Source organism: Streptomyces vietnamensis (genome assembly GCF_000830005.1).
GTDB lineage: Bacteria > Actinomycetota > Actinomycetes > Streptomycetales > Streptomycetaceae > Streptomyces > Streptomyces vietnamensis.
In genome coordinates, this window is record NZ_CP010408.1 from 210,542 (window position 1) to 231,996 (window position 21,455).

Here is a 21,455-nt window from a genome sequence, read left to right on the forward strand (position 1 = left end):
GCATTCATCATGTGTTGGCCATGTCGGAGATACGGCTGTAGTGCATCAGTGCGGCGGCAGTGACCGTAGCCCGGGGCCCGAACCTGTTCTTCTCGATCACGAGGTCCACCTCGCCGGCGCGCGGGGACTCGGGCTCGTCCATGTCGGGACGCTCGACCTTGATGACCACCGACGCGTCGTTCTTGATGGCCCGCGACTCGCGCATCAGCCCGTCGTCGTTGAGCTGGGAGAGGGCGATGACGTGGCAGTCCAGGGCCACGGACAGGTTCTTGAGGCCGCGTGAGACGGCGGCGACGGCCTGTTCACGGCTGATGTTGCGGTTCTGCTCGACTTCGACCAGCTGGAGGTAGTCGACCACCAAAACGTCCAGGCCGTCCGTGCGCACGCAGGCGCGGGCCGCCGATTCGATGTCTCCCAGGGCGGCGCTGTCGGGTCGGTAGACCCGTAGCGGCAGCGTCCTGAACAGCTCGCGGCCCAGGCGCTCGACCTCCTTCCACCCCTCAGGCGTCAGGCCGTCCTGGCGGGTCAGGTGGTGCATCGCGATCGACCCCTCGGCCGCGACGATCTTGTGCATCAGCTCCGCGGCGCTCATCTCCAGCGAAGAGAACATCACCTTCGCCCCCGTCTTGGCCGCCGCGACGGCCGCGTTCAGGGCGAGCGTCGACTTGCCCACGCCGGACTGTGCGGCGATGACCGTGACGTTGCCCGGACGCATCCCCGAGGTGACGGCGTCGAGATCGGAAATCCCGTAGGGAAGCCCCATCTGCCGGCCGTTCTGGATCTCCTCCAGCTCGGCCACGTAGTCGAGGTAGATGTCGTCCACGGCCGGCGGGGCGGCGCTCAGGCCGGGCATTCCGGCGACGATCGCGGTCAACTCCTGTTCGACCAGGCTGCGCACGTCGGCTTCGTCGCCCTCCTCGCTGTAGGCGTACTGGAGGATCTTCTGCGCCGCCTCGATCGCCCTGCGGCGGTACGCCTTGGCCCGAACGATCTCCGCATACTGGGCACCGTGCGCGGTCGTGGGTACGGCCTGGACGCAGGCGTGCAGGTACGAGGCCCCGCCGACCTTGCCCAGCTCCCCGAGCCTGTTCAGCTCCTCGGCGACGGTGAGAGGGTCCACGGCCTGCTGGGTCTGGCGCAAGTGGCAGATCGCACGGTGGATCGTCGCGTGGGCGGGCAAGTAGTAGTCCTCCGCGACGAGGCCCGTCTCCAGGGCCTCCGCGGCGTACCGCCCGGCGGCCCACGTGCTGCTCATCAGGGTGCCGAGGGTGGCCTGCTCGGCCTCCAGGCTCCGGGGAGGCGTGCGCAGGAACCCGGCGTCGTCAGAGCCGGCCGGGGGGCGCTGGTCGGGAAAGTCGTAGGTGCTGGACACTGGAGCTCCTGTTCGGTGCTTCGGGCAGGACTGCGGGTCGGACCGTGTCAGCGGTCCGGCCCGTCTTTGTGCGTCAGGCCGTGACGCAGGGGATGCAGCGGCTCCCCGCGCGGTACTGCGGATGCTTGGGACACATCCCGTCCGAGGACGCCCCTGCGGAGGACTTCTCCGCAGCAGCGGCGACCGCCACGTAGCGGGGCAGGTTCGGGATCCGGTCGCGCTCCAGCAGCCGGTACGGGTTGGTGATCTTGTACGGGTTCTTCGTCAGCTGCTTCGTCAGCAGGGCGCGGTCGACTGTGCCGATGCCGGGCCAGCCCTGCTCGGCCATCACCTTGAGCAGCTTCGGGGCCAGCTTGCTCGCGTTCAGCCTGCCCTGGGTCCAGGGGTCAGGCAGCAGCTGCAGGACGTCCGCAGCTGCCCGAAGGTCTTCCTCGGCGTAGCCAGCCCCCTCCTCCTCCCTCGGTGACGGCAGCGACGTGCTGCTGCTGGTGTTCGCGAGGGGGTTGGGGGAGGAGGTAGTTACCTCCTCCGGGGGGTGTGGGGGGGACGGCTTTCCGCTTCGCCTGTCAGGAGAAGCGGTCTGACCTGCGGAAACGTGCCGTTTTCCGCTTCGCCTGTCAGCGCGTGCCTTGTCAGCGCGTGCCTTGTCAGGAGAAGCGGTCTGACCTGCGGAAATGATGTTACTGGGCGGTAGTGTCGGAACCGCTTCTCCTGACAAGGGAAGCGGACCATTCTGGACTGAAACGGACGTGCCGGGAGGGGTCCAGTTCGGGTTCAGAGCGGGAAACTCGTAGAAGGTGTACTCGACCGCGCCGAAGTTGCCGCCGTTCTCCTGGGTACGGTGCAGAAAGCCCGCGGACCGCAGCCGGGCGACCGACTCGTAGACAGCCTTACTGCCGATCAAGCCCTTGCCGTTGGCGCTGCGGACTCCCTCGCGCCGCAGCGCCTCCACCAGCTCATCCACGGTGAAGCTCTGACCGTCCTCGCACAGGAAATGGATGTGCGCCAGGACCAGGAAGTCGAGCGCGTGGGTCAGGCCGGAGCCGTAAAGCATGTGCCGATACAGCGGCACCGACGGCCGTAGCGCCGGCGCCCGGCCGGTGACCCGGGCTGACCCCGGCTCCTGCAGAAGACCCTCGGTCACAGGGCACCCCCCTCTCGCCGCAGAATGCGCACGGTTTCGAGGGCCGGGTCCGCAAGGGGGGAATCGGCGATGGCCTTGCTGATGGCTCGGGGCGTCATCTGGCTCGCGCCCCACCCCCCGGCAGCCGGGAAGGCAGGACGGAGGCTGTCGGGTACAGGGCGCACGGGGTAGACGTGCACGGCACACCTCCAAGTGGATGTTGTGCCGTGAACACTGCTCAGACGGGCTTGCCCGAAGGCTTGCCCCGGAATCGGACGGAGGACGGACTCGGCTTGCCGGACGCCGGGCAAGCCGGGAGTGCCCCAGGAGGGCAAGCCGGCGAAGAAGAGGCTGTCCGCGGAGGCGAGGGTGCCGAGATCCATGCAAGTGGTGCGAATTGACACGTACGGTCCCTAAATGAGGGAGCCGTGAGTCAGCGATCAAGAGTGACGCGGATCACCGATCGTGGGCCCGTGCTGGGCTTCTGCCGGTGCATCTGTCTATTCTGCTGGGCAGGTGACTACACGGGCCTCGTGTCCAAGGCACCCGGCGCGGTCACCGCGCTGACTCCGACTCCGTTTGCTGCCAGGCTGGGGAGTCGAACTAGACGGCCGTTCCTGTTACCGCAGGGCGGCCGTCGCCGTTTTATGGGGATGGTTCGCTGGGCACGGAGAGATTCTCCTTGGAGATCATGAGGTTCTAGGTGCGACGCGCAGACTTGCGGGCAGCTGTCGCAGTTGTCCCGTCAAGCAACACGTATGCGGCGGTGGCATCGTCGGACTGCTTGAACCGGGGCCATCGCTCGCCAACCGGGTCGCCGAGCTCTGCTTCACGTGTACGAGCGATGAGGGCCGCCGGGCCCTCGCTGCTGAGTAGGTCAAGGAGCTGACCCCAGCTCAGAACTCCGAACGTGTCGACGAGGCGACTGGCGCCGTCTGTCAGCAGTGCTGCTTGCCGGATCTGCGTAAGGGCGATGGTGCCAGTGATCGCCTCGTCGGCGGCTGCCGGGTCGGTGGCTGCTACCCAGTAGCCGCCAGGTCGGTTTCGGAGCTGGCGTTGGACGGTGACGAGCGCAGACACCCGGGTGGCGTGATCTGGAGTGCCTGTGGGGCCCCGGAGGGCAGCGCGCATCTCCACGCCAGCGACCTCTTCGACACGCTTGTCGACGATGGCTTGGACACCTCGTTCGCCAAGGTCAAGCAGCAGGACGTTGTCAGAGAGTACGAGGTAGTCGAGGTCATCTACCCGTTTCCGGATCATCACGACAGTTGATGCCGGGACCGCTTCCTGGTCCAGCGCGCAGCTGTCGCGATGCAGCGCGTTGACCTCAGAGATGGCGGTTCGGAGAGCTTCCTGGAGAGGCACGGTGTCGCTGCTGATCAGGTTGATCAGGCGCGTGCCGAGCTGCTGTACGAACCATGGGGTGCCATGAATGCATCCCATGGGCAGATCCTTTGGGGCTGACAGGCCATCCAGTACGACGACCGCGGTAGGGCTGGCGTAGACGGAATCCTCGTTTGCGACGCCCACACCTTGGGCTGATGCCATGCATACCTGCATGTCAAACCCCTTCCGGGCGATAGAACGGGGTGATGCGCTCGCTCGCGACGACCTCCAGGGTCTCCGGATCGAACCGGCTGGAGATGAGGGTCGAGAACCTCTTGGCCTTGAGTTCGCGGTGCACGTTGGCCAGTTCTCCGTTGAGCCAGTGGATGACACCCCCGGAGCCGCGGGCGTGAATGCCAGCGATGTAGAGGAAGGTGCCCTGCCCGTCAGGTCTGGGAAGCCGGCCGAAGTAGGCGATGTCGCCATTCTCGCCGTGATCCATGGGGGAGCGGTACACCGTGCCGGTGCTTCGGTCGACAAGGTGCCAGCCGTCGTTGTCCTGGCTGAACCGTAGGTGAGGGTCGCTCTCGAGGATCTGCTCGATCAAGGGAGAGAGACGAGGGCCGCAGATGACAACCAGGTTGTTTCGGTTGAGCCGGACGTTGCCACCGAGCGGAATCCGCTCGAACGTGATCTCCAAACCAACTTCTTCAGCGAGCTCGCGCAGGCGCTCATAGGTCTGGACATCCTCAGTGGCGATCACCGGGCCTTGCACGGGCTTGTCACGGCCATCCTGCAGCTTGCCGGCCTCGAGCTTTTCAGCGAGGGCCACGACGACCTTCCCCGAACCGAGGAACAGCCGCTCTGGCGGAGCGCCCTTCGCAAGCTGGCTCACACGCCCCTTGCTGATCCCTAGCTCGGCAGCAAGTTGGGTGCTGTTGAGTTGGCCTGCACGCAGCGTTTCGTTCATAGCTTCGTTGCGGACGACCTGAAACTCGGTGCCGTAGTCCTGAGCTCGGCCAGCCAGGGCGTGTGCCGCCTTTGCCCGCTCCAAGGGGTCGGACACTTCCTTCAGCTGGGACAAGGTGACATCGAAAGCAGAGTCCAGCTGCTCCCCCGGTGGGGTCGGGTACTCGCCGAGCCGTTCCATGTGAGCCTCCTTTCGTGGGTCATGTTTACCTCATTAAACCGCACCGGTTCAAGGAGGTTGACTCGGGGTGTGACGAGGCCTATGGTTTCCGTAGTCGAGAGCTTAGGGCGCTAAAACGCTCGGTCGCGTTCGCTATATAGGCACGTCAAGCGCCGTTGTCGCCGCCCCCAGGGCAGCGACTGGGTGACGACCAAAGAGCCGTCACCACGTATCACCGCAGTAGTCGTCCGCCCTCCGGGGCGGCCGGGGTAGTCCTCGGGGTCACCCAGGGCGCGAGAGCACCATCGAACTCCTCCGGAGCCTGACGGCCGCGACAACTGTGTGCACGTCGCAGCGCTATGCGCTGTCCGTCCTGCGGGACGCCGGCCTCGCGCCGTGCGGCCCGAAGGGCGGAGAGAGCATCGCGACCCGCGCCCCCACCGCTCCGTCCGTGAGGAGTCCAGATGTCTGCTTCCACCCTTGAGCGCACCGCCCGGCCCCGCCGGAGCCGGACCCGCTCCCGCACCGTCAACGCCCGCCCGGCGCTGGCCCTCTCCACCCTCAAGCCCAACCAGTACGACCTGCGCCCGGCCTGTGCGTCGCTGGTCTGCCCCGACTGCGAGACGTGGGTACCGATCACCGGTCTCCAGACCAGGAAGCCCAAGCTCGTGCCGCACGACGCCGGCCGCGCGGGCAAGGACGCGGCCGTCCGCTGCCGCCTGGGCAGCAACCGCCTGATCACGGTCGACGTCACAGCCAGGAAGTGGGAGGAGCGCCTGACGGACGGCAACGCGCAGACCGCGCACCGCCGCCGGACCACCGTGCGGCGCAAGCCGAAGGTCGAAATCGCTCCGGCTGTCAGCCAGATCGCCGCGCAGAAGCAGGCACCGGCGGATGACGAGCGGGGCGACGGCCGGCCCCTGTGGCTGGTGCGCAGGAACCAGTGGGCGGCGACCGAGTCCGCGGTCCGCGACGCCGACACCCGCCGCGCGCAGCTGCCCGGCGGCGACGCCCCGCTGGGTGCCCCGCCGGTCCCGTTCAAGACGCTCCGCGCCCAGCGCCCCGCGCGCTGAACCCCCGCACGAACCGCTACGGCCCCGGCCGTCCCCAGCATGTCGGGGACGGCCGGGGCCGCGGCTGCTCGTACGGCAGTCGAAAGGCACGACAGCCCCGGCGACTTGAGACCCCCGGGGCTGTCCAGGACCTGTATGGAGGACCTGATGCCCATCAGCATCGCACGCACCATCCTGAGCCCGGGTACGGCCCGGACCGGTCTGTCCGTCCGGGCCGGGGTCGTCGACGACATCGAGCGCGAGGACGACGCCAAGGGTTACGAGCCCGAGGCCCGGCTCCACGAGCTCGTGCAGCGCCTGGTGGCCGACGGTGACCGCCGCGCCCAGCAGGCCGGCCTCCGGGCCCGGCGCACCCTGGGCCAGATGGACCCGGGCCACCAGCGCCGCGAGCTCCTGACGCTGACGGGTTCGACGCGAGGTACTGGTGAATGCCGGGCGATTGGTCGGCGGGCTCAGAACGGAGAGGCGGTGTCGGCATGAACGCATGCCTCGCCAGGCTCACCGCAGCTCTGCGCCACATGTGGCAGTGCGCCAAGTGTGGCTGCTGGTCCCAGACCCAGGAGTGCCCGTTTTGCTAGAAACGAACGGCCGCTCTGGTGACCTCTACCGCCGGTACATGGCTGCCGACACCGCCTACCGCCGGCACGCCGATGCCTGTACGGCCTGCACGACCACTGCCCCCGCCCAGGACTGTCGTACCGGGGCGCGGTTGTACGAGTCGTTCTCGACTCTCCAGGCCGCCTACCTCAACCATCTGAAGTAGTGCCGACTCCGGCATTGCCCATCGGTCCCGTGCCTTCCTGGGCGGGGCCGGTGGAGAGCGCCGGGACCATCCCGCTCCGGCCGTACGGCCGTCGACACAGCAACAGCCCCAGGGATGCGCGTCCCCGGGGCTGCTTCTTGCACAGGACCTGTCTGGAGGCCCTTGATGAAGTACATCGTAGTCACCAGCGCCTACGCGCCCACCTCCACCGCGGTGCCCGAGCGGCCTCGCCCCGCCTGCGCCGGGCAGGACCCCGACATCTTCTTCCCGGAGGGCGACCTCGGTCCCACGCTCCCGCAGCTCACCAAGGCCAAGCAGATCTGCGCGCGATGCCCCCTGATCCACTCCTGCCTCCAAGGCGCCCTGGAGCGCGGCGAGGAGCACGGCGTATGGGGCGGCCTGTCCACCGCCGAGCGTCACGAACTGACGGCCCGAAGGGCTCCCGGCCCGCTCTCCGTGGCCGCATGACCGGCCCTGACGGTTGCCTGATCCGCCCGTACCGAGCTGCCGCATGCTCGGCGGCCGGGCCGAGCGGTGAAGGGGAGCCGGACAGCCCGGACCACCTGATCCCCTAGGAGTTGCCATGCGCGACAACACCCACGAGACCACCTGTGCCGCCGTGTTCACCGACGAGGTCCTCTCCCGGGCCGCCGAGCTCGCGCGGGACTCCTACCAGCCGGTGTGGACCGGCGCCTCGGGTGAGGAGTCGACCGGCGAGTCGGTCGCCCGCCACCTGGAGGCGGCCGCCGCCCTGCTGGAGACCGACGGCTGGACCCGCACCAGCACCTACACCTCGCCCGCGAGCACGAAGCTGCCCGCGATCGAGTCGATGAGCACGCAGGCCATGGTCCGCGAGGTGCTCCGCGCGATCCGGGAGGAAACCGCCCCCGGCCCGCGCACCCTGTCCGTGGCGTTGGACCACACGGCGCGCGGCGAGGACGGCGACACCGACACCCGCGACGTCGCCTACCAGGTCCTGAACCGGGTGGTCCGCGCGCTGACCGGCCACGACCAGGCCCACGCCACGGCGTGGACGGAGCGCCTGCACCGCACCCGCGAGGACGTCCTCGACCTGCTGGCCGCCGGTGCCCGCTTCGCCCGCACCTACGGGCCCGGCGCCACCGCGGCGCCCGAGGCTGCCTGACCGAGCGGCGGGCAATGAAGCGCCGCCCGCCAACGGGCCCGCAACACCGTCTGATCTGCTCTGGCGGCTGCCTGATCCGCCCGCACCGGCTGCTCACCACGGCGGCCGGGACGGGCGGTGACGGGGAGCCGGACAGCCCGGCCCATGGAGTACGAGAGGGATTTCCCATGCGCGATCTCATCAAGGCCGTCTCCCAGACCTCGGGCGACGACGAGGAGCAGACCCAGACCCGCATTCCGGTCGACGAGGTCTGACGGCTGCCTGATCCGCCCGCACCGACCGTCGACCCCGGCGGCCGGTGCGGGCGGTGAGGGGGAGCCGGGCAGTCCGGACCCGTCGGCCTTCGGGCCGGTGTATGCGATGTGAGGAGAGCATGTGACCCAGCCCCAGACGCAGGCCACCCGCCCCAAAATCACCTACACCAAGGCGACATCGTCCTGTTTCGCGACGTCGAACGGTTCTGGCTCGGTCTTCCCGGCCACACCTTCGTCGGCCGGGTGGAGCGGTCCTGGACGCACGCCGACACCCGCAAGGTCCTCTACGACCTGACCGAGCTGAGCGGCAACCGGGCCCGCGCCGGGATCGACCCCGACTACATGCGGCTGCTCCCGGCGACGGACGCGATGCACGACATCGACACCGCGCCGCTCAGCGAGCCGGACACCGGGGCGATGACCCCGGCCGCCGTCGCCTGGCTGCGCCAGCACCTCGGGCAGGACAGCAGCGCGCTGCCCGCCCGTCCCTGACCACCTGCTCACGCAGACGGCCCTCCGAGTCCTCGGCATTCGAGCTGCCGGGGCCTCGGAGGGCCTGGTCACGACCCTACCGACCCGATGCCGACCGCGGTGGCCTCTTGCACGAGGCGCCGGAAAGAGAGGACACCCCGTGGCCAACACCACCAGCCGGCGCAGGCGGAAGCCCGCCCCGGCCGCGAAGCCCCGAGGCGCCGGCCGCGCCAAGGCGCCGGTGGCTCCGGCCGCCATCCCCGCTCAGGCCGCCGCCCTCGAGGAGACCGTGCCGCTGGTGTTCGAGGAGGCCGACCCGGTCCTGGCCGACGCCGCCGACCGGGCCGCCGACCTCCGCGACCAGGCCGCCGCCGACGCCGCCCGGATCGTCGCCGCGGGCGAGGCCCGCGCCGCCGAACTGCTGGACGGCGCCCGCTCGGAGGCGGCCACCCTCACCGAGGAGGCCACCGCCGAGCAGCACCGTCTCCTGACCGACGCCACCACGGCGGCCGACCAGGCCCGCACGGACGGCGAGGCCAAGGCGGAGCAGCTGCTCGCCGATGCCCGGGCCGCGGCCGAGGCCCTGACCACCGAGGCCACCGGCAAGGCCGACGCGCTCCTGGCCGAGGCCGCCGAGGCCGCCGCCCGGGTCCGTGAGGACACCGCGATCTCTGCGGACGCCGACGCGAAGAAGATCCGCACCGACGCCGAGACGGCGGCGCAGCAGCTGCTCGCCGACGCCCGCGGCGAGGCCGACACCTTCACCACGACGGCGGCCGAGAAGGCGGAGGAGGTCCTGGCCGACGCGAACCGCCGGGCGCAGGACGTCCTGGCCGACGCGGCCGCCGATGCCGAGCAGGCCCGTACGGAGGCCGGCCGGGAAGCGGAGCGGCTCCTTGCCGAGGCGAAGGAGAAGAGCGCCGAACTCCTCGCCGGGGCCAAGCGCACCGCGGTCGACACCCGCACGGCCGCGGCCAAGGACGCCGAGCAGGTCTTGGACCGGGCCCGCACCGACGCGGAGCGGACTCGCCGCAGCGCGGACGAGCAGGCCGCGCAGGTGCGGGCCGGGGCGGAGAAACTGGCCGCCGGCCTTCGCGCCGACGCCGACCGCGCCCTGGGCGACGCCCGCAAGGCCGCCGAGGAGCTGCGGGCCGCCACCGACACGGACGTTGCCCGGCTGCGGGACCAGGCGGAGACAGACGCGAGGACGGCCCGGGAGGCGGCGGCCAAGGCCACCACCGACCAGGCCGCCGCCGCGCAGGCCCTGGCCGAGGCCGAACGGATCCTCGAGGCCGCGACGCAGCGCACCGTGCGCCGGGCGCGGCGCCGGGAGATCCGGGCCGAGTCCCGCGCCAAGCGGCGCAAGGTCCGCGACGAGGCCCGGCCCGCCGGCGGTGTTCCGCCGCTGTCCGGGCAGGAGCTGCTCCTGGTTGTCGGGATCGTCCTGGCGGCCGCGGCCGTGTCCACCCTCGGCCTGCTCTCCTCCTACACCGCCCTGGAGGCCAAGGCCGCCGGGTGGGGCTGGGAGTGGCCGTGGCTGCTGCCGGTCGGCATCGACGTCGCGATCCCCGCGTTCACCGGCGCCAACCTGATCCTGATCCGGATGGGGATGGAGCTGCGCTGGATCCGCTGGGTTCCCCGGGTGCTGACGGCGGTGACCGTGTACCTGAACTGGAACGCCTCGGACTCCGCCTCGGGCCGCATCGGGCACGCCGCCCTCACGCTGCTGTGGGTGGTGTTCTCGGAGATCGCCTCCCACGTGTACGCCACGAGGATCGGCGCGGTCACCGGCAAGGTGCGGATGGAGACGGTGCGCCGCAGCCGCTGGCTACTCGCTCCGATCCCCACTGCCCGGCTTCGCCGCCGGATGATCCTGTGGGAGATCCACTCCTACGACGAGGCGCTCACCCGCCTCCAGCAGGAGACCTGGCTGCGAGCGCGGCTGCGCGAGGAGTACGGCTGGCTGTGGCGGCGGAAGGCGCCGCTGGAGCAGAGGATGGCGCTCAAGCTCGGCTCGGCGCCCGCCGCGCTCGCCGACACGCTCACCCCCGAGGACGCTCACACCGTCGAACGGGGCGAGGCGAGCGCCGACGCTCACCCGGATGCGAGCGACGCTCACCCGGATGCGAGCGACGCTCACCCGGATGCGAGCGGCGCTCACCCCGAGGTGAGCGCGCTCATCCCCGGCAAGAGGGAGGGCGAGCGCGAGCGCCCGGCGCTCACCGCAGGCGCTCACAGAGGTGAGCGCCCCGCAGAGGCCGACGACGCTCGCCGAGCGGAGGGCAGTCGAACCCACAGCGAGCGCGACGCGCTCACCGAGCGCCGCCACAAACGGATCCGGCTCCTCTACACCGAGCTCGGACGCCGTCCGGAGTGGACGGAGATCCGCGACGCGCTCACCGAGGCCGGTCTGTCCGACGAGCCGGTCTCCCGTCCGACGGCCCAGCGCCTGCGCGCTCAGGTCGAGGAGGGCACCCCGGGCGTCCCGGCGAGCGCGAGCGTGAGCGCCGGGGCGAGCGTCCCGGCGGGCGTCTGAGCGCCCACCGCACTCACCGCCCCACCTGAGCGCCCACCGGCGCTCGCCGCACCTGCCGCTCATGGTCGCCCCCGGCCCGCGCCCACGCTCCCTTGAGCGTGAGCGCGGACCGGTGACGGCCACGGCCTGCAGGCCGCTCGCCCGCACCGCGCCCCGAGCACGGACGCAGCGGGCCAGGCACAACCGAGCGCCACCCGCCCCGCGCCATGACCGCATCCGTCTCCTCTGCACCGAGCTCGGGCGCCGCCCCGAGCGGCTGGAGATCCGCGACGCGGTTCAGGCGTACGAAGGCCCCCTGCTGAAGCGTGATCAGCAGGGGGCCTCGGTCTTCTGCTCACGCAAGAAAGGAGCACAGCATGGCACCCACGACGACCGGGCCCGCCCCGAAGTCTGGGCGCTTCCCCCGTACGGCGCCCGCGCTGGCACCCCCCGCGGTGATCCCGTCGGCCCTGGAGATCTGGGCGCCCGACCCCCCGACCTGGGGCCAGCGACTGATCCCCAAGGGGGTCCGGTCCGCGATGGCTGACCTGGGGCTTTGGCAGGAGCCGCGCCCCTTGAAGCCCTCGTTCCACCTGGTCCAGGTGATCGAAGTCCTCACCCGCTACGGCTGGTGCCAGTCCTTCGATTTCTCCCCCACCGGACGTATGTGCATCCGGGGTGCCCAGAAATTTCTGGAATCCACCGGGCACGTCACCGCGATCGACCGGGGAAAGGCCGTGAATTACCTCCAGTCCCAGTTGGCCCGCCAGGGCGTGAACATGCGGTTCTGGGAGTGGAACGACCTTTCCAGCAACACTTTCCAGGGTGTAGAGGCCATGATCTCTGCGGCCTCCGACCTCGCGCGTAAGAACGGAGATTGAAATGACGCCGGACGAAGAGAGGGCATTCGAAGGAATTCAGGCCGGAATGGCGGCCGGAATGGCCTTCGGGAACAGTGCTGCGGACGCTTCCCCGTACGCCGATGAAGGGCCGTACGGGGCCCTGGTCGTGCACAAGAAGGCCGGTCTGACCCGCCGGGGAAAGGTCGCCATCGCGGTGGCCGGGGTGGCGGTCATCGGCGGCGGAACCATCTGGTTCCAGGTCCATTCGGCGGCCGTCGCGAAGGACGAGAAGGAGGCCGCCGCCCTCCAGATTCAGATGAAGAAGCTGGAACTGGAGGAAATGAGGATCCGGAACGAACAGGCGAGCAGCGACAACAAGGCCGCCGCCGCCTCCGCCGAGAAGATCCAGGCGGCCGTCGACAAGTGCGTGAAGGACTCCTTCGGTCAGACCGACAAGGGGTACGGATCGCCCCCCAGGAGCGCCGTCGTGGCGGACTGCAAGCAGCAGTACGAGACCACCGACGGGTCCGGCATGCAGGCCGCCGGAAACGTCCAGGATGCTGCCGGGAACGCGGGAGGCGACGGGATCAACTCCCCCGCTCTACTGGGTCTCGTCGCTGGCGGAGGCCTGGCCATCGCGGTGTTCGCACGCAAGGGCAAGAAGGCTGACGCGTAGTCACGCAACGTAGTCGAGATCGTTACTCCTTACCCACTCCCGATCGCCTGAACAGCGAAAGGGCGCCCATCGGGGCGCTCTGGGTGCTCTTCCGGCCGGGAAGTAGGTAAGGAGTAACCACCCTAAGTAACGATCGAGGGAGCGCATGAGGCACGACAGGACCGGCCGGAGCAACGCGCACGGTGTGGTCTACGTGATCGGATCTGCGGCCGACCGACGGGTAAAGATCGGCTCTGCGGGCAACGCGCGCAACCGCCTGGTGGAGCTGCAATCGGGCAACCCGAACCCCCTCCGGATCCTGGCGACCATCGAGGGCGGGCGCCTCCTGGAGGGGCTGATCCACGAGCACCTGAAGCGATTCCGGGGGATCGGGGAGTGGTTCGACTTCGGGGAGGCGAACCCCATCCATATGGTCACCGACGCGGTTCAGGCCCTCCGGGACGAAGGGCTATTCCCTTCCGCGGAAGGGCTGGAAGAACTCCGGGAAAGCCAGAAGCGATCCCCATCAACACCCACGGTCAAGGAGAAGATCCTGGCCGCTTTGGAGGCCAGCGGCGCCCCGATGACGGTGAATGAGGTAGCCGCGGAAACAGGCGTTTCCGTGCCCCATCTGGCCGTGAAGCTGTCCCAGCTCAAGAGCGCCAGGCTAGTCAGCAATTCGAAGCGCCAGTGGTCGCTGGTGGTACACGAGAAAGGGGAGTAAGAGATGACGACCGATACGGCGCCTCCGGTCCCCGCGGGACCCCCCGATCCGCCCGCTGCGTCGGCCGCCAGCACCGCGCCAGCGCCCGCCGCCGACACCGGCATCATGGCCGCCCTGATGGCCGCGGTGGAGCCCGCCCGACCGGTCACCGCGACTGGCGCCGGGGCCAGGCCGGACGGTGACGACCCGGCTGCGAAGGCGGACTCTGACGGCGTGGTGGGCCGCTCCTCCCCGGGCGTCACCAGCGAGTCGTTCAAGGCCCCGGAGGACCTGACCGGGGCCGGATCCGACGCGGCCGGTGCCCGGCACAAGGAGGGTGTGTTCAAAACGCTGATCCGGGCGGGCGCGACCCGCTGGGCGAAGGGCGGCGGGACAGCGAACAAGCGGCTGGATCTGGAGAAAGCCAAGGCCAGTGCGCACCAGGTGAAAGAGACCCGGAGCACCACGGTCATGAAGTCGCCTGGGCTTCCCACCCGGAACGGCTCCGGAGGGACCGGTGGAGGGGGCCGAAATCCCGGCGGAAACAGCGGCGGGAATTCGGGCCGTAGTTCCACCGGGAACGGCTCCACGGGAACCGGACGCGGCGGAAGCAGTGGCGCCACCGGAGGCGGCGGGCGCGGCTCGTCCGGCTCGAATGGGAGCGGCGGATCCGGCGGCGGGCGCGGCATCAGCGGAAACGGTGGCGGAGGTTCATCGAAGGACACCAGCTCCAAGGGGGCGAAGGACTCCGGGGGAAAGGGAAAGGACGGCTCCTCGCGGAACGCAGGAGCTGGCGGAAAGGCTGGTAAAGACGGAAAGGACGGTGCCTCCGGAAGCGGCGGCGGATCGACGTCGGGCGGCTCCTCCGGCGGTAATTCCGGCAGCTCGAAGGACAAGGCCGACAAGGACAAGGGCACGAAGGCCGACCTGAAGAAGGGCGGCGGCGGCCAGGGTTCGGGCGGCTCTTCCGGGAGCGGCGGCGGCTCCGGCAAGAGCGGTTCCTCCGGGAGCGGCGGCGGCTCCGGTTCGAGCGGCTCCTCCGGCAAGGACGGCAGCTCCGGCAAGAACGGCGCGGCCGGCGCCAGCTCGAACGGGACCGACAACCGGACCCCGCTCCAGCGTTCGCGGGAGACGGGGCACGGCGACGGCTCCGCGGTCCGGAACGCGGTCGACCACGTGAAGGCGTACGCGAAGGGCGCGAAGGACGGCTACCAGGACAAGAAGGAGGAGAACGGCAAGGAGCACGCGCGGCTGGACAAGGCGCACACCGACCACAAGGCGAAGCAGCAGGACCCGAAGAAGGACAACCCGAAGGGGACGACGGTCACCGGGCCCAGCGGCCAGACGCTCGTCATCGCCCCGCCGGATGAAGGAGACGACGGAGTGAGCACGGACGTGAAGCCCCTCCTGGTCAAGGAGATCGACGCGAACACGCTGACCCTGGGCACGGACGGCGCCCGGGGGTCGATCAGCCGCAAGGAGCTGCGCAACTTCAAGCAGTACGAACGCAAGCTGGAGGCCAAGGAGAACCACCTGATCAAGGTGGCCGACGCGTGCAAGTCGCTCGAGGCCGCGGCGGAGGACGAGGCCAAGGACTGCCAGCAGCTCGCCGAGCAGGCGAAGGCCGTCGAAGGCGGGGAGAAGCTGGCCGCGAAGCTGACGAAGCTGGCCGACGCGGCGAAGGCCCAGGCGGCGGAGGCCGCCGAACTCCACAAGCGCGCGAAGCGGGCGGCGGAGATGTGCAAGGTCGTCCTGACCAACATCGGGACCAGGTACGCGCCGCTGTACAAGGCCGTGGTCGACAGCGACGAGACGAAGCCGGCCGAACTCCGCTTCTACAACGACAAGGGCTCCTACGCGCCCGCCGCGTAGGAGAAGACGGGAGAGCCGATCATGGCGGAGCTGACGTACAAGGTCCTCGTCCGGAAGACCGAGGCCAAGGAGAAGGCCCTGGCCCGCAACGCGGAGGGCGTCAAGAAGGCCGCGGAGAACATCAAGGAACTGGCCGACGACACCGCCTCCGACGCGGACGCGCTGGGCGCCAAGAGCGTGGACCGCGACTCCCTGGCGGAGTGCCAGGAGCTCGCGAAAATCATCCGCGGGGTGTCGGACGGCGCGATCACCTACGCGTCGAAGACGGCCGACACCGCGAAGGCCGCGAAGGCGGCGGGCGACCAGGCCCGCACCACCCACGCCGGGTTCCACGAAGCCTTCGACCGCTCCGACGTGTCGGGCCTGGAGAAGGTCTCGCGCGACTGGTTCGAACAGGAATAGCACCGCCCACCACCGGCGCGGCCGGTCCCGGGATTTCATCCCTCCGGGCCGGCCACGCCCTTTGCGGATCACCCCCTACCCAGACAGGAGTAGTCCCCGATGTCCACCACCATCAAGACCGTGCCGAACGCGGAGCCGGCGGAGCGCGCCGCCGCGGCGCTCCAGATCGTCCTCCCCGTCGGGGTGGGCATCCTGGCCCCCTACCTGGACCCGAACGCGGCGGCCTACGCCGGGGCCGGCTTCCTGGCCGGTGCGACGTTCGCCGGCGCCAACTACATGAACCGCCTGGGCCGCTGGGCGAACCAGCTCCCCGGGATCGACATCGCGCGGGCGCACCGCGACACCATGGGGATCTCCACGATCACCACCGGTATGGGTCTGGCCCTGGGGCAGCTGGGCGGAGCCGAGGCGTCCGACGCGCTGATGGCCGGCGCCCTGGAGCCGACCACCATTCCCGGGATCCTGTCGCTGGGCTGGTGGGCCGCGGTCGTCTTCACCGGCTGGCGCCTTCGCCGCGTATTCGGCCGACGGAAGATCGAGGTGGAGCAGGCAGCGGCACACCCAGCCCCGGCCAATACCGGCAGCCCGGGCCCGGTGTCCCTGGCCGACAAGATGATCGCGGCCTGGGGGCGCGTGATCAGCGACCCGAAGAACGGACGGCACAAGAACCAGGTCCTGTCCGACGTCGTGATCTACGCCGACCGCTGGGAGGGCCGGATCACCGCGGCGCTCGGCGACTCCGTCAACGTGGCGAAGGAGACCGTCTCCTCGCTCTTCGGCCGCCCCACAGCGGACATCGACATGAAGGTGGGCACGCACTCCGGAGAGGTCTTCATCACCGTCTGGTACATCCAGCGGGCGGAGCTGGACCCCTCCACGCTCCAGGGCGCCTGGAAGCGAGTGCGGGCGCGGGTCCTGCCGAAGACGCACCTGGAAGAGGTCGGCAAGGACGAGAACACCGGCGGCCAGGTGGCGCGCGTCGTGGCCGACGACGACCTGGACGCCCTGCCCCGCGTCGTCAACCTCGGGGAACTGGCTGGCGCGCTGCGCCGCTCCATCGACCTCGTCTCCTACGAGCCGGGACGGCGCGACCCCAGGCGCGCGATCATCCGCGTCATGGACCACAACCCGCTGGAGGCCGGCCACGACTTCCAGGGCCTGGACTCGCTGAAGGCCACCCCGGGCGGCTGGGTCAACATCGGCAAGATCGTGAGCGGGTTCCCCGCGAAGATCCAGCTGTTCGACCCGAAGCTGGGCGCCCTCCACGTCGTGATCGCCGGTACCACCGGCTCCGGCAAGGGAGGCACGGGCCAGATGATCAGCCTGGCGTACCACGCCAACAAGATGGCCCAGATCTATGGCGACCCCAAGGGCGCCAGCAACCCCGCGATCCCGAAGATGGCCGCCTACAGCGGCCTGACGCAGTACGGCGCCTTGGGCGCCATGCGGCTGTCCTGGTGGGTCCTCCAGCACCGGATCGAAGAGGCCGCCCGCCTGGAACTGAAGAACTTCGAGCCGTCCGCGATGCGGCCGTACTGCGCCACGATCCTGGACGAGGCCGCCCAGATGCTGGCCCCGGGCGCACAGAACCGCAAGGAGGCAGTGAAGATCGTCAAGGACGGCGCCTCGCTCACCCGCTCCATGGGCATGCCCTGGGTCCTGATCAACCAGACCGTGAACCTGGACCAGCTGGGCTCAGAGCAGGCGATCCGCGCCAACCTCCTGGCCGGCGGCACCTGGATCATCCTGCGCACCGACAGCGACCAGGTGAACCTGGGCGACCTTCCCCCCGGCTTCGAGGGGATCGACCCCTCCCTGATCCCGCCGGTGTGGGTGGAGGAGGACGACGCGCTGGTGTACGACCCGACCATGGCGGAGTCCGACCCGCGCCGCACCTTCGGCCTGGGCTACGTCGCGGCACCGGGCGGCCGCGCCGGCATGATGCGCATCGACACCCTCGAGGACGCCACCCCCCACATCCGGCCGGAGAACATCCTCGCGCCGGTCGACGTGCCCTGGTGGGGCGATCAGGCGTACATGGAGGAGCTGGCCATGACTCCCATCCCCGGCTTCGAGGAGAAGGACGGCGAAGGCGGGACCGGCGAGGCCGGGACCTCGTTCGCCGGCGTCGACCTCCCCAAGGCCAAGGAGCTCACCTCGGAGGAGAAGGTCCTGGCCGCCCTCCGCGACGAGTCCGACCCCATGTACGTCGACATGCTCGACGAGGGCGACGACATCGACCCCGAGGACATCGACTACGTGGAACGGGGCCAGCTGCAGGCCGCCTGCGGGGTCGCGGAGTCGACCTTCGCGAACGTGCTGAACAAGCTGGAAAAGGCAGGAAAGATCCACCGGATCAAGGAAGGGAAGACCTCGAAGGTGGCCCTGGGCGCCCGGCCGGTGGAGACCGGCGAAGAGGCCGCCTGACCGCTGTCACACAACGGCGCGCTTCCCACACGGGAGGCGCGCCGTTCCCGTCCGCGCTGAACCCCGCCCCAGACCCCCGCGGCACAGCACCGCGCCGGCCTATCGGCTCCAGCGCTGACACGCATCCCACCTCGTCCGGTACCACCCACTGAGCACCGAAGGGAATCTGATGAAGCCGCAGCTGGAGGAGACCGACTTCTGAGTCGGCATCTTCCACGGGAGCCACGACGGCACCACGGCCACGATCACCGCGACCCGTGACGACACCCGCCCCGAGCCGTACGCCTGGACGTGCACGTGCGGCGCGTCCCGCTCCTTCCCACCGAGAAACGGTTGTCCCAGGTCTTACGGCATCTCCAGATCGACGATTCGCTCCTGGACTTCCTGGTTGTCCCTTAGGGCACCAGGCAACCGCGTCGTACTCGACGGGTATGCGGCCACGACCTGCTCCGCCGTCAGCCCTTCGATCCCTTCCAGAAGCGTGCCCCTCAAGAAAGCCTGCTGCGTATTCGCTCCGGTGATCTCAGCCTCCCGCAGACTGGCTTCCGACAAGTCCGTCCGGAAGAGGTTCGCTCCGCGAAGGTCGGCGCTGAATAGGTTGGCGCTTCTGAGGTCGGCCTCCCAGAGCTGCGTGTTTGCAAGATTGGCTTCGTTGAAGTCCGCGCCACGAAGGTCGGTCCGGTGAAGGTCGATGTTGAAGGGCTCATGGCGCCGTGGTCTGCGACCCAGGACGGTCAGGGCCGCTTGGACCGGCTCGCTGAGGCGTCGGTCCGGGGTGGCACCTGCCTGGCCTCCGGATTGCTCGGGCAGCGGGGCGTGGTGGCGGACGAAGGCGGCCAGAACCTCTACGACGGTGGGGTGGTCCTTCTCCGAATCCCTCATGATCCGCTCCAAGGAGTAGACGCCGCCAAGCCTCTCGACATCGACCTGTGAGGCCAACTGACCGATCGCTTTGGCGAAACGGTCGGTGACCTGTCCCTCGTGGGCAAGATCCAGGGTCCCGCGGGTGAACTCGGCCTGTCGGTTGTCGTTGGTGCGGGTGTGTTGCAGGGATCGGTGGCTGAGTACGAGGCCGATGCCGGCCACGATGCCCGCTCCGACCGCCACGACTGCCGTGCGGAAGCCGGTCACAACGGAAGCGACCCCGGTTGTGGTGCCCGCGCCCAACCGGGCACGATCGAGGATCCACGGGCCCTGCCAAAACAGCCACACGAATCCGACTGCAGCCAAGGTGCTTGCCGTTACACCAAGCCACCACCGGGCATTGGATTTACCTGGGGCTGAATCCGACATGCAGTCATGTCACCAGCACAAGGCGAGCACGCCAGGCATCGGCACGGACCAAGCTTCAAACATCACCTGTGGTGCGTAGAACCCAGCGCCGTATGCGCCTGGTGGCACCGTCTCTCCAGGCGTGGCCGAATAGCGCAGCTTTGGAACACCGCCCCTTCACCAGTAGACGGCATGTGGCCCACCGCCTGGCGCCACACCCACCCGACCCGCTTCGATCGGCTGCGGTCGTGGGCCGCCCGCCTGTTCAGCGCCCGCACCGCCCGTTGACCTGACGCCCTAATCCGTAGTTATGAGCGATCCGCAGGAGCAGGGGCTTCTCGGAGCGTTCGAGTACCAGACCGTGACATCCAGGTGCAGCCGGGCCTCACGGAGGCCTCAACGTAGATCGGTGCGCGGTCTGGTGCGAGTGGTGGCGGTCACGTGGGCGTCGGGCGGATGCCTTCTAACGCCCAGACCTCGAGGTCTCCAGGCAGAGCGGTGGCGCCCGGCGTCTCCGTGACCGCCACCACGAGCGGTGTTGGCGCCCGTCGGCGCTGGACGGATGCCCAAAACTCACCCGGCATCGATGCCTATTAAGAGAGCGGCGGCGTCTAGGGCCGTCGCGCGTCAACACCTCTCGACCTGATCACTCGTTTGCGTTGGTGGTGCGAGCCCATCGCACGGTGACCTCTCGATACGCCCGAGCCACGTGAGCTCCCGCATAGACCGAGGCCCGTGGGGTGCGCTGGTGTCACGAACGGCTAGTGAGGTGGCGGCCCGGCCGTGATGCGGCCGAGGCCTGGGATTAGGTCGCTGCGTGGCCCGCATGCGCTCGTGACCAGCGTAAACGCCGAACTCCGGGGAGGGGAACCTTGATCTACTGCGGAATCGACTGGGCGGAACGAACCCACGACGTCGCCCTGGTCGACGACACCGGCCAGCTGCTCGCCAAACGGCACATCACCGACGACGCGGTCGGCTACAAGATCCTGCTGGAACTGCTCGCCGAGTACGGCGACAGCGAGGAGAACCCGATCCCGGTAGCGATCGAGACCTCCCGCGGCCTGCTGGTGGCCGTCCTGCGGACCGGCAAGCGCAAGGTGTTCGCGATCAACCCGATGGCCGCCGCCCGCTACCGAGACCGGCACAGCGTCTCGCGCAAGAAGTCCGACCCCGGCGACGCCCTGGTCCTGGCCAACATCCTCCGCACCGACATGCACGCCCACCGGCCCCTGCCCGACGACTCCGACCTCGGCCGCGCGATCACCGTCCTCGCCCGAGCCCAGCAGGACTCTCTCTGGAACAGGCAGCAGCTCGCCAACCAACTCCGGTCCCTGCTGCGCGAGTACTACCCCGCCGCCCTGGCCGCCTTCACCACCTGGACCAACGGCCTGTGCCGCCCCGAAGCCCGTGAACTCCTCAAGACCGCCCCCACCCCGGCCCGGGCCGCGCGGCTGACCCGCACCCAGATCCAGGCCGCGCTCAAGCGAGCCGGCCGCCAGCGCGGCATCGAAGCCGAGGCCGACCGCCTCCGCGAAGTCTTCCGCGCCGAGTGGGCCCACCAGCCCCCGCTGATCGAGGACGCACTCGGCAAGCAGATGCTCGCCCTCCTCATCCAACTGGACGCCGCCTGCACCGCAGCCGACCAGCTCGCCGAAGCCGTCGAAGAGACCTTCCCCCAGCACCCGGACGCCGAGATCCTGCTGAGCTTCCCCGGACTCGGCATCCAGCTCGCCGCCCGCCTCCTGGCAGAGATCGGCGACGACCGCACCCGCTTCGCCGACGCCCGCGGCCTGAAGGCCTACGCCGGCTCCTCACCCATCACCCGCGCCTCCGGCAAGAAGTCCGCCATCACCAGACGCTGGGTGAAAAACGACCGCCTCAACCACGCCGGCTACCTCTGGGCCTTCGCCTCCCTACGGGCATCCACCGGGGCGAACGCCCACTACCGGCGCCGCCGCGAACAAGGCGACTGGCACGCGGCCGCCCAGCGCAACCTCTTCAACCGCATGATCGGACAGCTCTACCACTGCCTGAAGCAGGGCACTGCCTACGACGAGGCGCTCGCCTTCGGGACCCCTCCTGCCGAGGCTGTTGTCGCTGCGGCTTGAG

Annotated in this window: 20 protein-coding genes; 15 read left to right on the forward strand and 5 right to left on the reverse strand. The window is 69.6% G+C overall.

The window, feature by feature from the left end:
• Nucleotides 1–7: 7 nt before the first annotated feature.
• The 4 genes from SVTN_RS40340 to SVTN_RS40360 all read right to left on the reverse strand — a co-directional run bounded on the left by SVTN_RS40340 (nucleotide 8) and on the right by SVTN_RS40360 (nucleotide 4,971).
• On the reverse strand, nucleotides 8–1,372 hold the full coding sequence (locus tag SVTN_RS40340) for a replicative DNA helicase (protein WP_052499840.1): 1,365 nt from the start codon (nucleotides 1,370–1,372) through the stop codon (nucleotides 8–10).
• A 73-nt stretch (nucleotides 1,373–1,445) separates the two neighbouring features.
• Nucleotides 1,446–2,516 (reverse strand): hypothetical protein, encoded by a 1,071-nt coding sequence (locus tag SVTN_RS41385; RefSeq protein ID WP_052499842.1) that lies wholly within the window; start codon nucleotides 2,514–2,516, stop codon nucleotides 1,446–1,448.
• Between the two features lie 678 nt (nucleotides 2,517–3,194).
• Nucleotides 3,195–4,043, reverse strand: a complete 849-nt coding sequence (locus SVTN_RS40355; RefSeq protein WP_159026612.1) for an integrase — start codon at nucleotides 4,041–4,043, stop codon at nucleotides 3,195–3,197.
• A 13-nt stretch (nucleotides 4,044–4,056) separates the two neighbouring features.
• Nucleotides 4,057–4,971: a sigma-70 family RNA polymerase sigma factor gene (locus SVTN_RS40360; protein ID WP_245728076.1), complete on the reverse strand. Its 915-nt coding sequence runs from the start codon at nucleotides 4,969–4,971 to the stop codon at nucleotides 4,057–4,059.
• Between the two features lie 443 nt (nucleotides 4,972–5,414).
• On the opposite strand from SVTN_RS40360, the gene SVTN_RS40365 reads away from it, so the two are divergent.
• From SVTN_RS40365 to SVTN_RS40425, 14 genes are all read left to right on the forward strand, one after another.
• Nucleotides 5,415–6,023: a hypothetical protein gene (locus SVTN_RS40365; RefSeq protein ID WP_041134901.1), complete on the forward strand. Its 609-nt coding sequence runs from the start codon at nucleotides 5,415–5,417 to the stop codon at nucleotides 6,021–6,023.
• 147 nt (nucleotides 6,024–6,170) lie between these two features.
• Nucleotides 6,171–6,503 carry a hypothetical protein gene (locus SVTN_RS40370; protein WP_052499848.1) on the forward strand — a complete coding sequence of 111 codons (333 nt, stop codon included), beginning with the start codon at nucleotides 6,171–6,173 and terminating at the stop codon, nucleotides 6,501–6,503.
• Between the two features lie 136 nt (nucleotides 6,504–6,639).
• Nucleotides 6,640–6,786: a hypothetical protein gene (locus tag SVTN_RS44930; protein ID WP_167352248.1), complete on the forward strand. Its 147-nt coding sequence runs from the start codon at nucleotides 6,640–6,642 to the stop codon at nucleotides 6,784–6,786.
• Between the two features lie 165 nt (nucleotides 6,787–6,951).
• Complete coding sequence (locus SVTN_RS40375; RefSeq protein ID WP_041134902.1) at nucleotides 6,952–7,254, forward strand: WhiB family transcriptional regulator; 303 nt, start codon at nucleotides 6,952–6,954, stop codon at nucleotides 7,252–7,254.
• A gap of 115 nt (nucleotides 7,255–7,369) precedes the next feature.
• Complete coding sequence (locus SVTN_RS40380; protein WP_041134903.1) at nucleotides 7,370–7,930, forward strand: DUF6197 family protein; 561 nt, start codon at nucleotides 7,370–7,372, stop codon at nucleotides 7,928–7,930.
• Nucleotides 7,931–7,944: 14 nt separating this feature from the next.
• Nucleotides 7,945–8,184 (forward strand): hypothetical protein, encoded by a 240-nt coding sequence (locus SVTN_RS44585; protein ID WP_159026613.1) that lies wholly within the window; start codon nucleotides 7,945–7,947, stop codon nucleotides 8,182–8,184.
• 243 nt (nucleotides 8,185–8,427) lie between these two features.
• The gene (locus SVTN_RS40385) at nucleotides 8,428–8,676 is read left to right on the forward strand and encodes a hypothetical protein (RefSeq protein ID WP_245728077.1); all 249 of its coding nucleotides are present in this window, start codon (nucleotides 8,428–8,430) and stop codon (nucleotides 8,674–8,676) included.
• 139 nt (nucleotides 8,677–8,815) lie between these two features.
• Complete coding sequence (locus tag SVTN_RS40390) at nucleotides 8,816–11,191, forward strand: DUF2637 domain-containing protein (RefSeq protein WP_041134904.1); 2,376 nt, start codon at nucleotides 8,816–8,818, stop codon at nucleotides 11,189–11,191.
• Nucleotides 11,192–11,547: 356 nt separating this feature from the next.
• Nucleotides 11,548–12,051, forward strand: a complete 504-nt coding sequence (locus SVTN_RS40395) for a DUF6197 family protein (RefSeq protein WP_174518353.1) — start codon at nucleotides 11,548–11,550, stop codon at nucleotides 12,049–12,051.
• 46 nt (nucleotides 12,052–12,097) lie between these two features.
• Nucleotides 12,098–12,688, forward strand: coding sequence for a hypothetical protein (locus tag SVTN_RS40400; RefSeq protein ID WP_041134905.1), 591 nt, complete (start codon nucleotides 12,098–12,100; stop codon nucleotides 12,686–12,688).
• Between the two features lie 145 nt (nucleotides 12,689–12,833).
• On the forward strand, nucleotides 12,834–13,391 hold the full coding sequence (locus SVTN_RS40405; RefSeq protein ID WP_041134906.1) for a GIY-YIG nuclease family protein: 558 nt from the start codon (nucleotides 12,834–12,836) through the stop codon (nucleotides 13,389–13,391).
• Between the two features lie 3 nt (nucleotides 13,392–13,394).
• Nucleotides 13,395–15,242: a hypothetical protein gene (locus SVTN_RS46075; protein ID WP_245728078.1), complete on the forward strand. Its 1,848-nt coding sequence runs from the start codon at nucleotides 13,395–13,397 to the stop codon at nucleotides 15,240–15,242.
• A 21-nt stretch (nucleotides 15,243–15,263) separates the two neighbouring features.
• The gene (locus tag SVTN_RS40420) at nucleotides 15,264–15,644 is read left to right on the forward strand and encodes a hypothetical protein (RefSeq protein WP_041134907.1); all 381 of its coding nucleotides are present in this window, start codon (nucleotides 15,264–15,266) and stop codon (nucleotides 15,642–15,644) included.
• Nucleotides 15,645–15,743: 99 nt separating this feature from the next.
• Entirely contained in the window at nucleotides 15,744–18,071 is a 2,328-nt protein-coding gene (locus SVTN_RS40425; RefSeq protein ID WP_041134908.1) for a hypothetical protein, read from the forward strand.
• 345 nt (nucleotides 18,072–18,416) lie between these two features.
• On the opposite strand, the gene SVTN_RS40435 is transcribed toward SVTN_RS40425, so the two are convergent.
• Nucleotides 18,417–19,364: a pentapeptide repeat-containing protein gene (locus SVTN_RS40435; protein ID WP_078908865.1), complete on the reverse strand. Its 948-nt coding sequence runs from the start codon at nucleotides 19,362–19,364 to the stop codon at nucleotides 18,417–18,419.
• 851 nt (nucleotides 19,365–20,215) lie between these two features.
• Here SVTN_RS40435 and SVTN_RS40445 point away from each other — a divergent pair.
• Entirely contained in the window at nucleotides 20,216–21,454 is a 1,239-nt protein-coding gene (locus SVTN_RS40445; protein ID WP_041134911.1) for an IS110 family RNA-guided transposase, read from the forward strand.
• The last annotated feature ends 1 nt before the right edge of the window (nucleotide 21,455 follow it).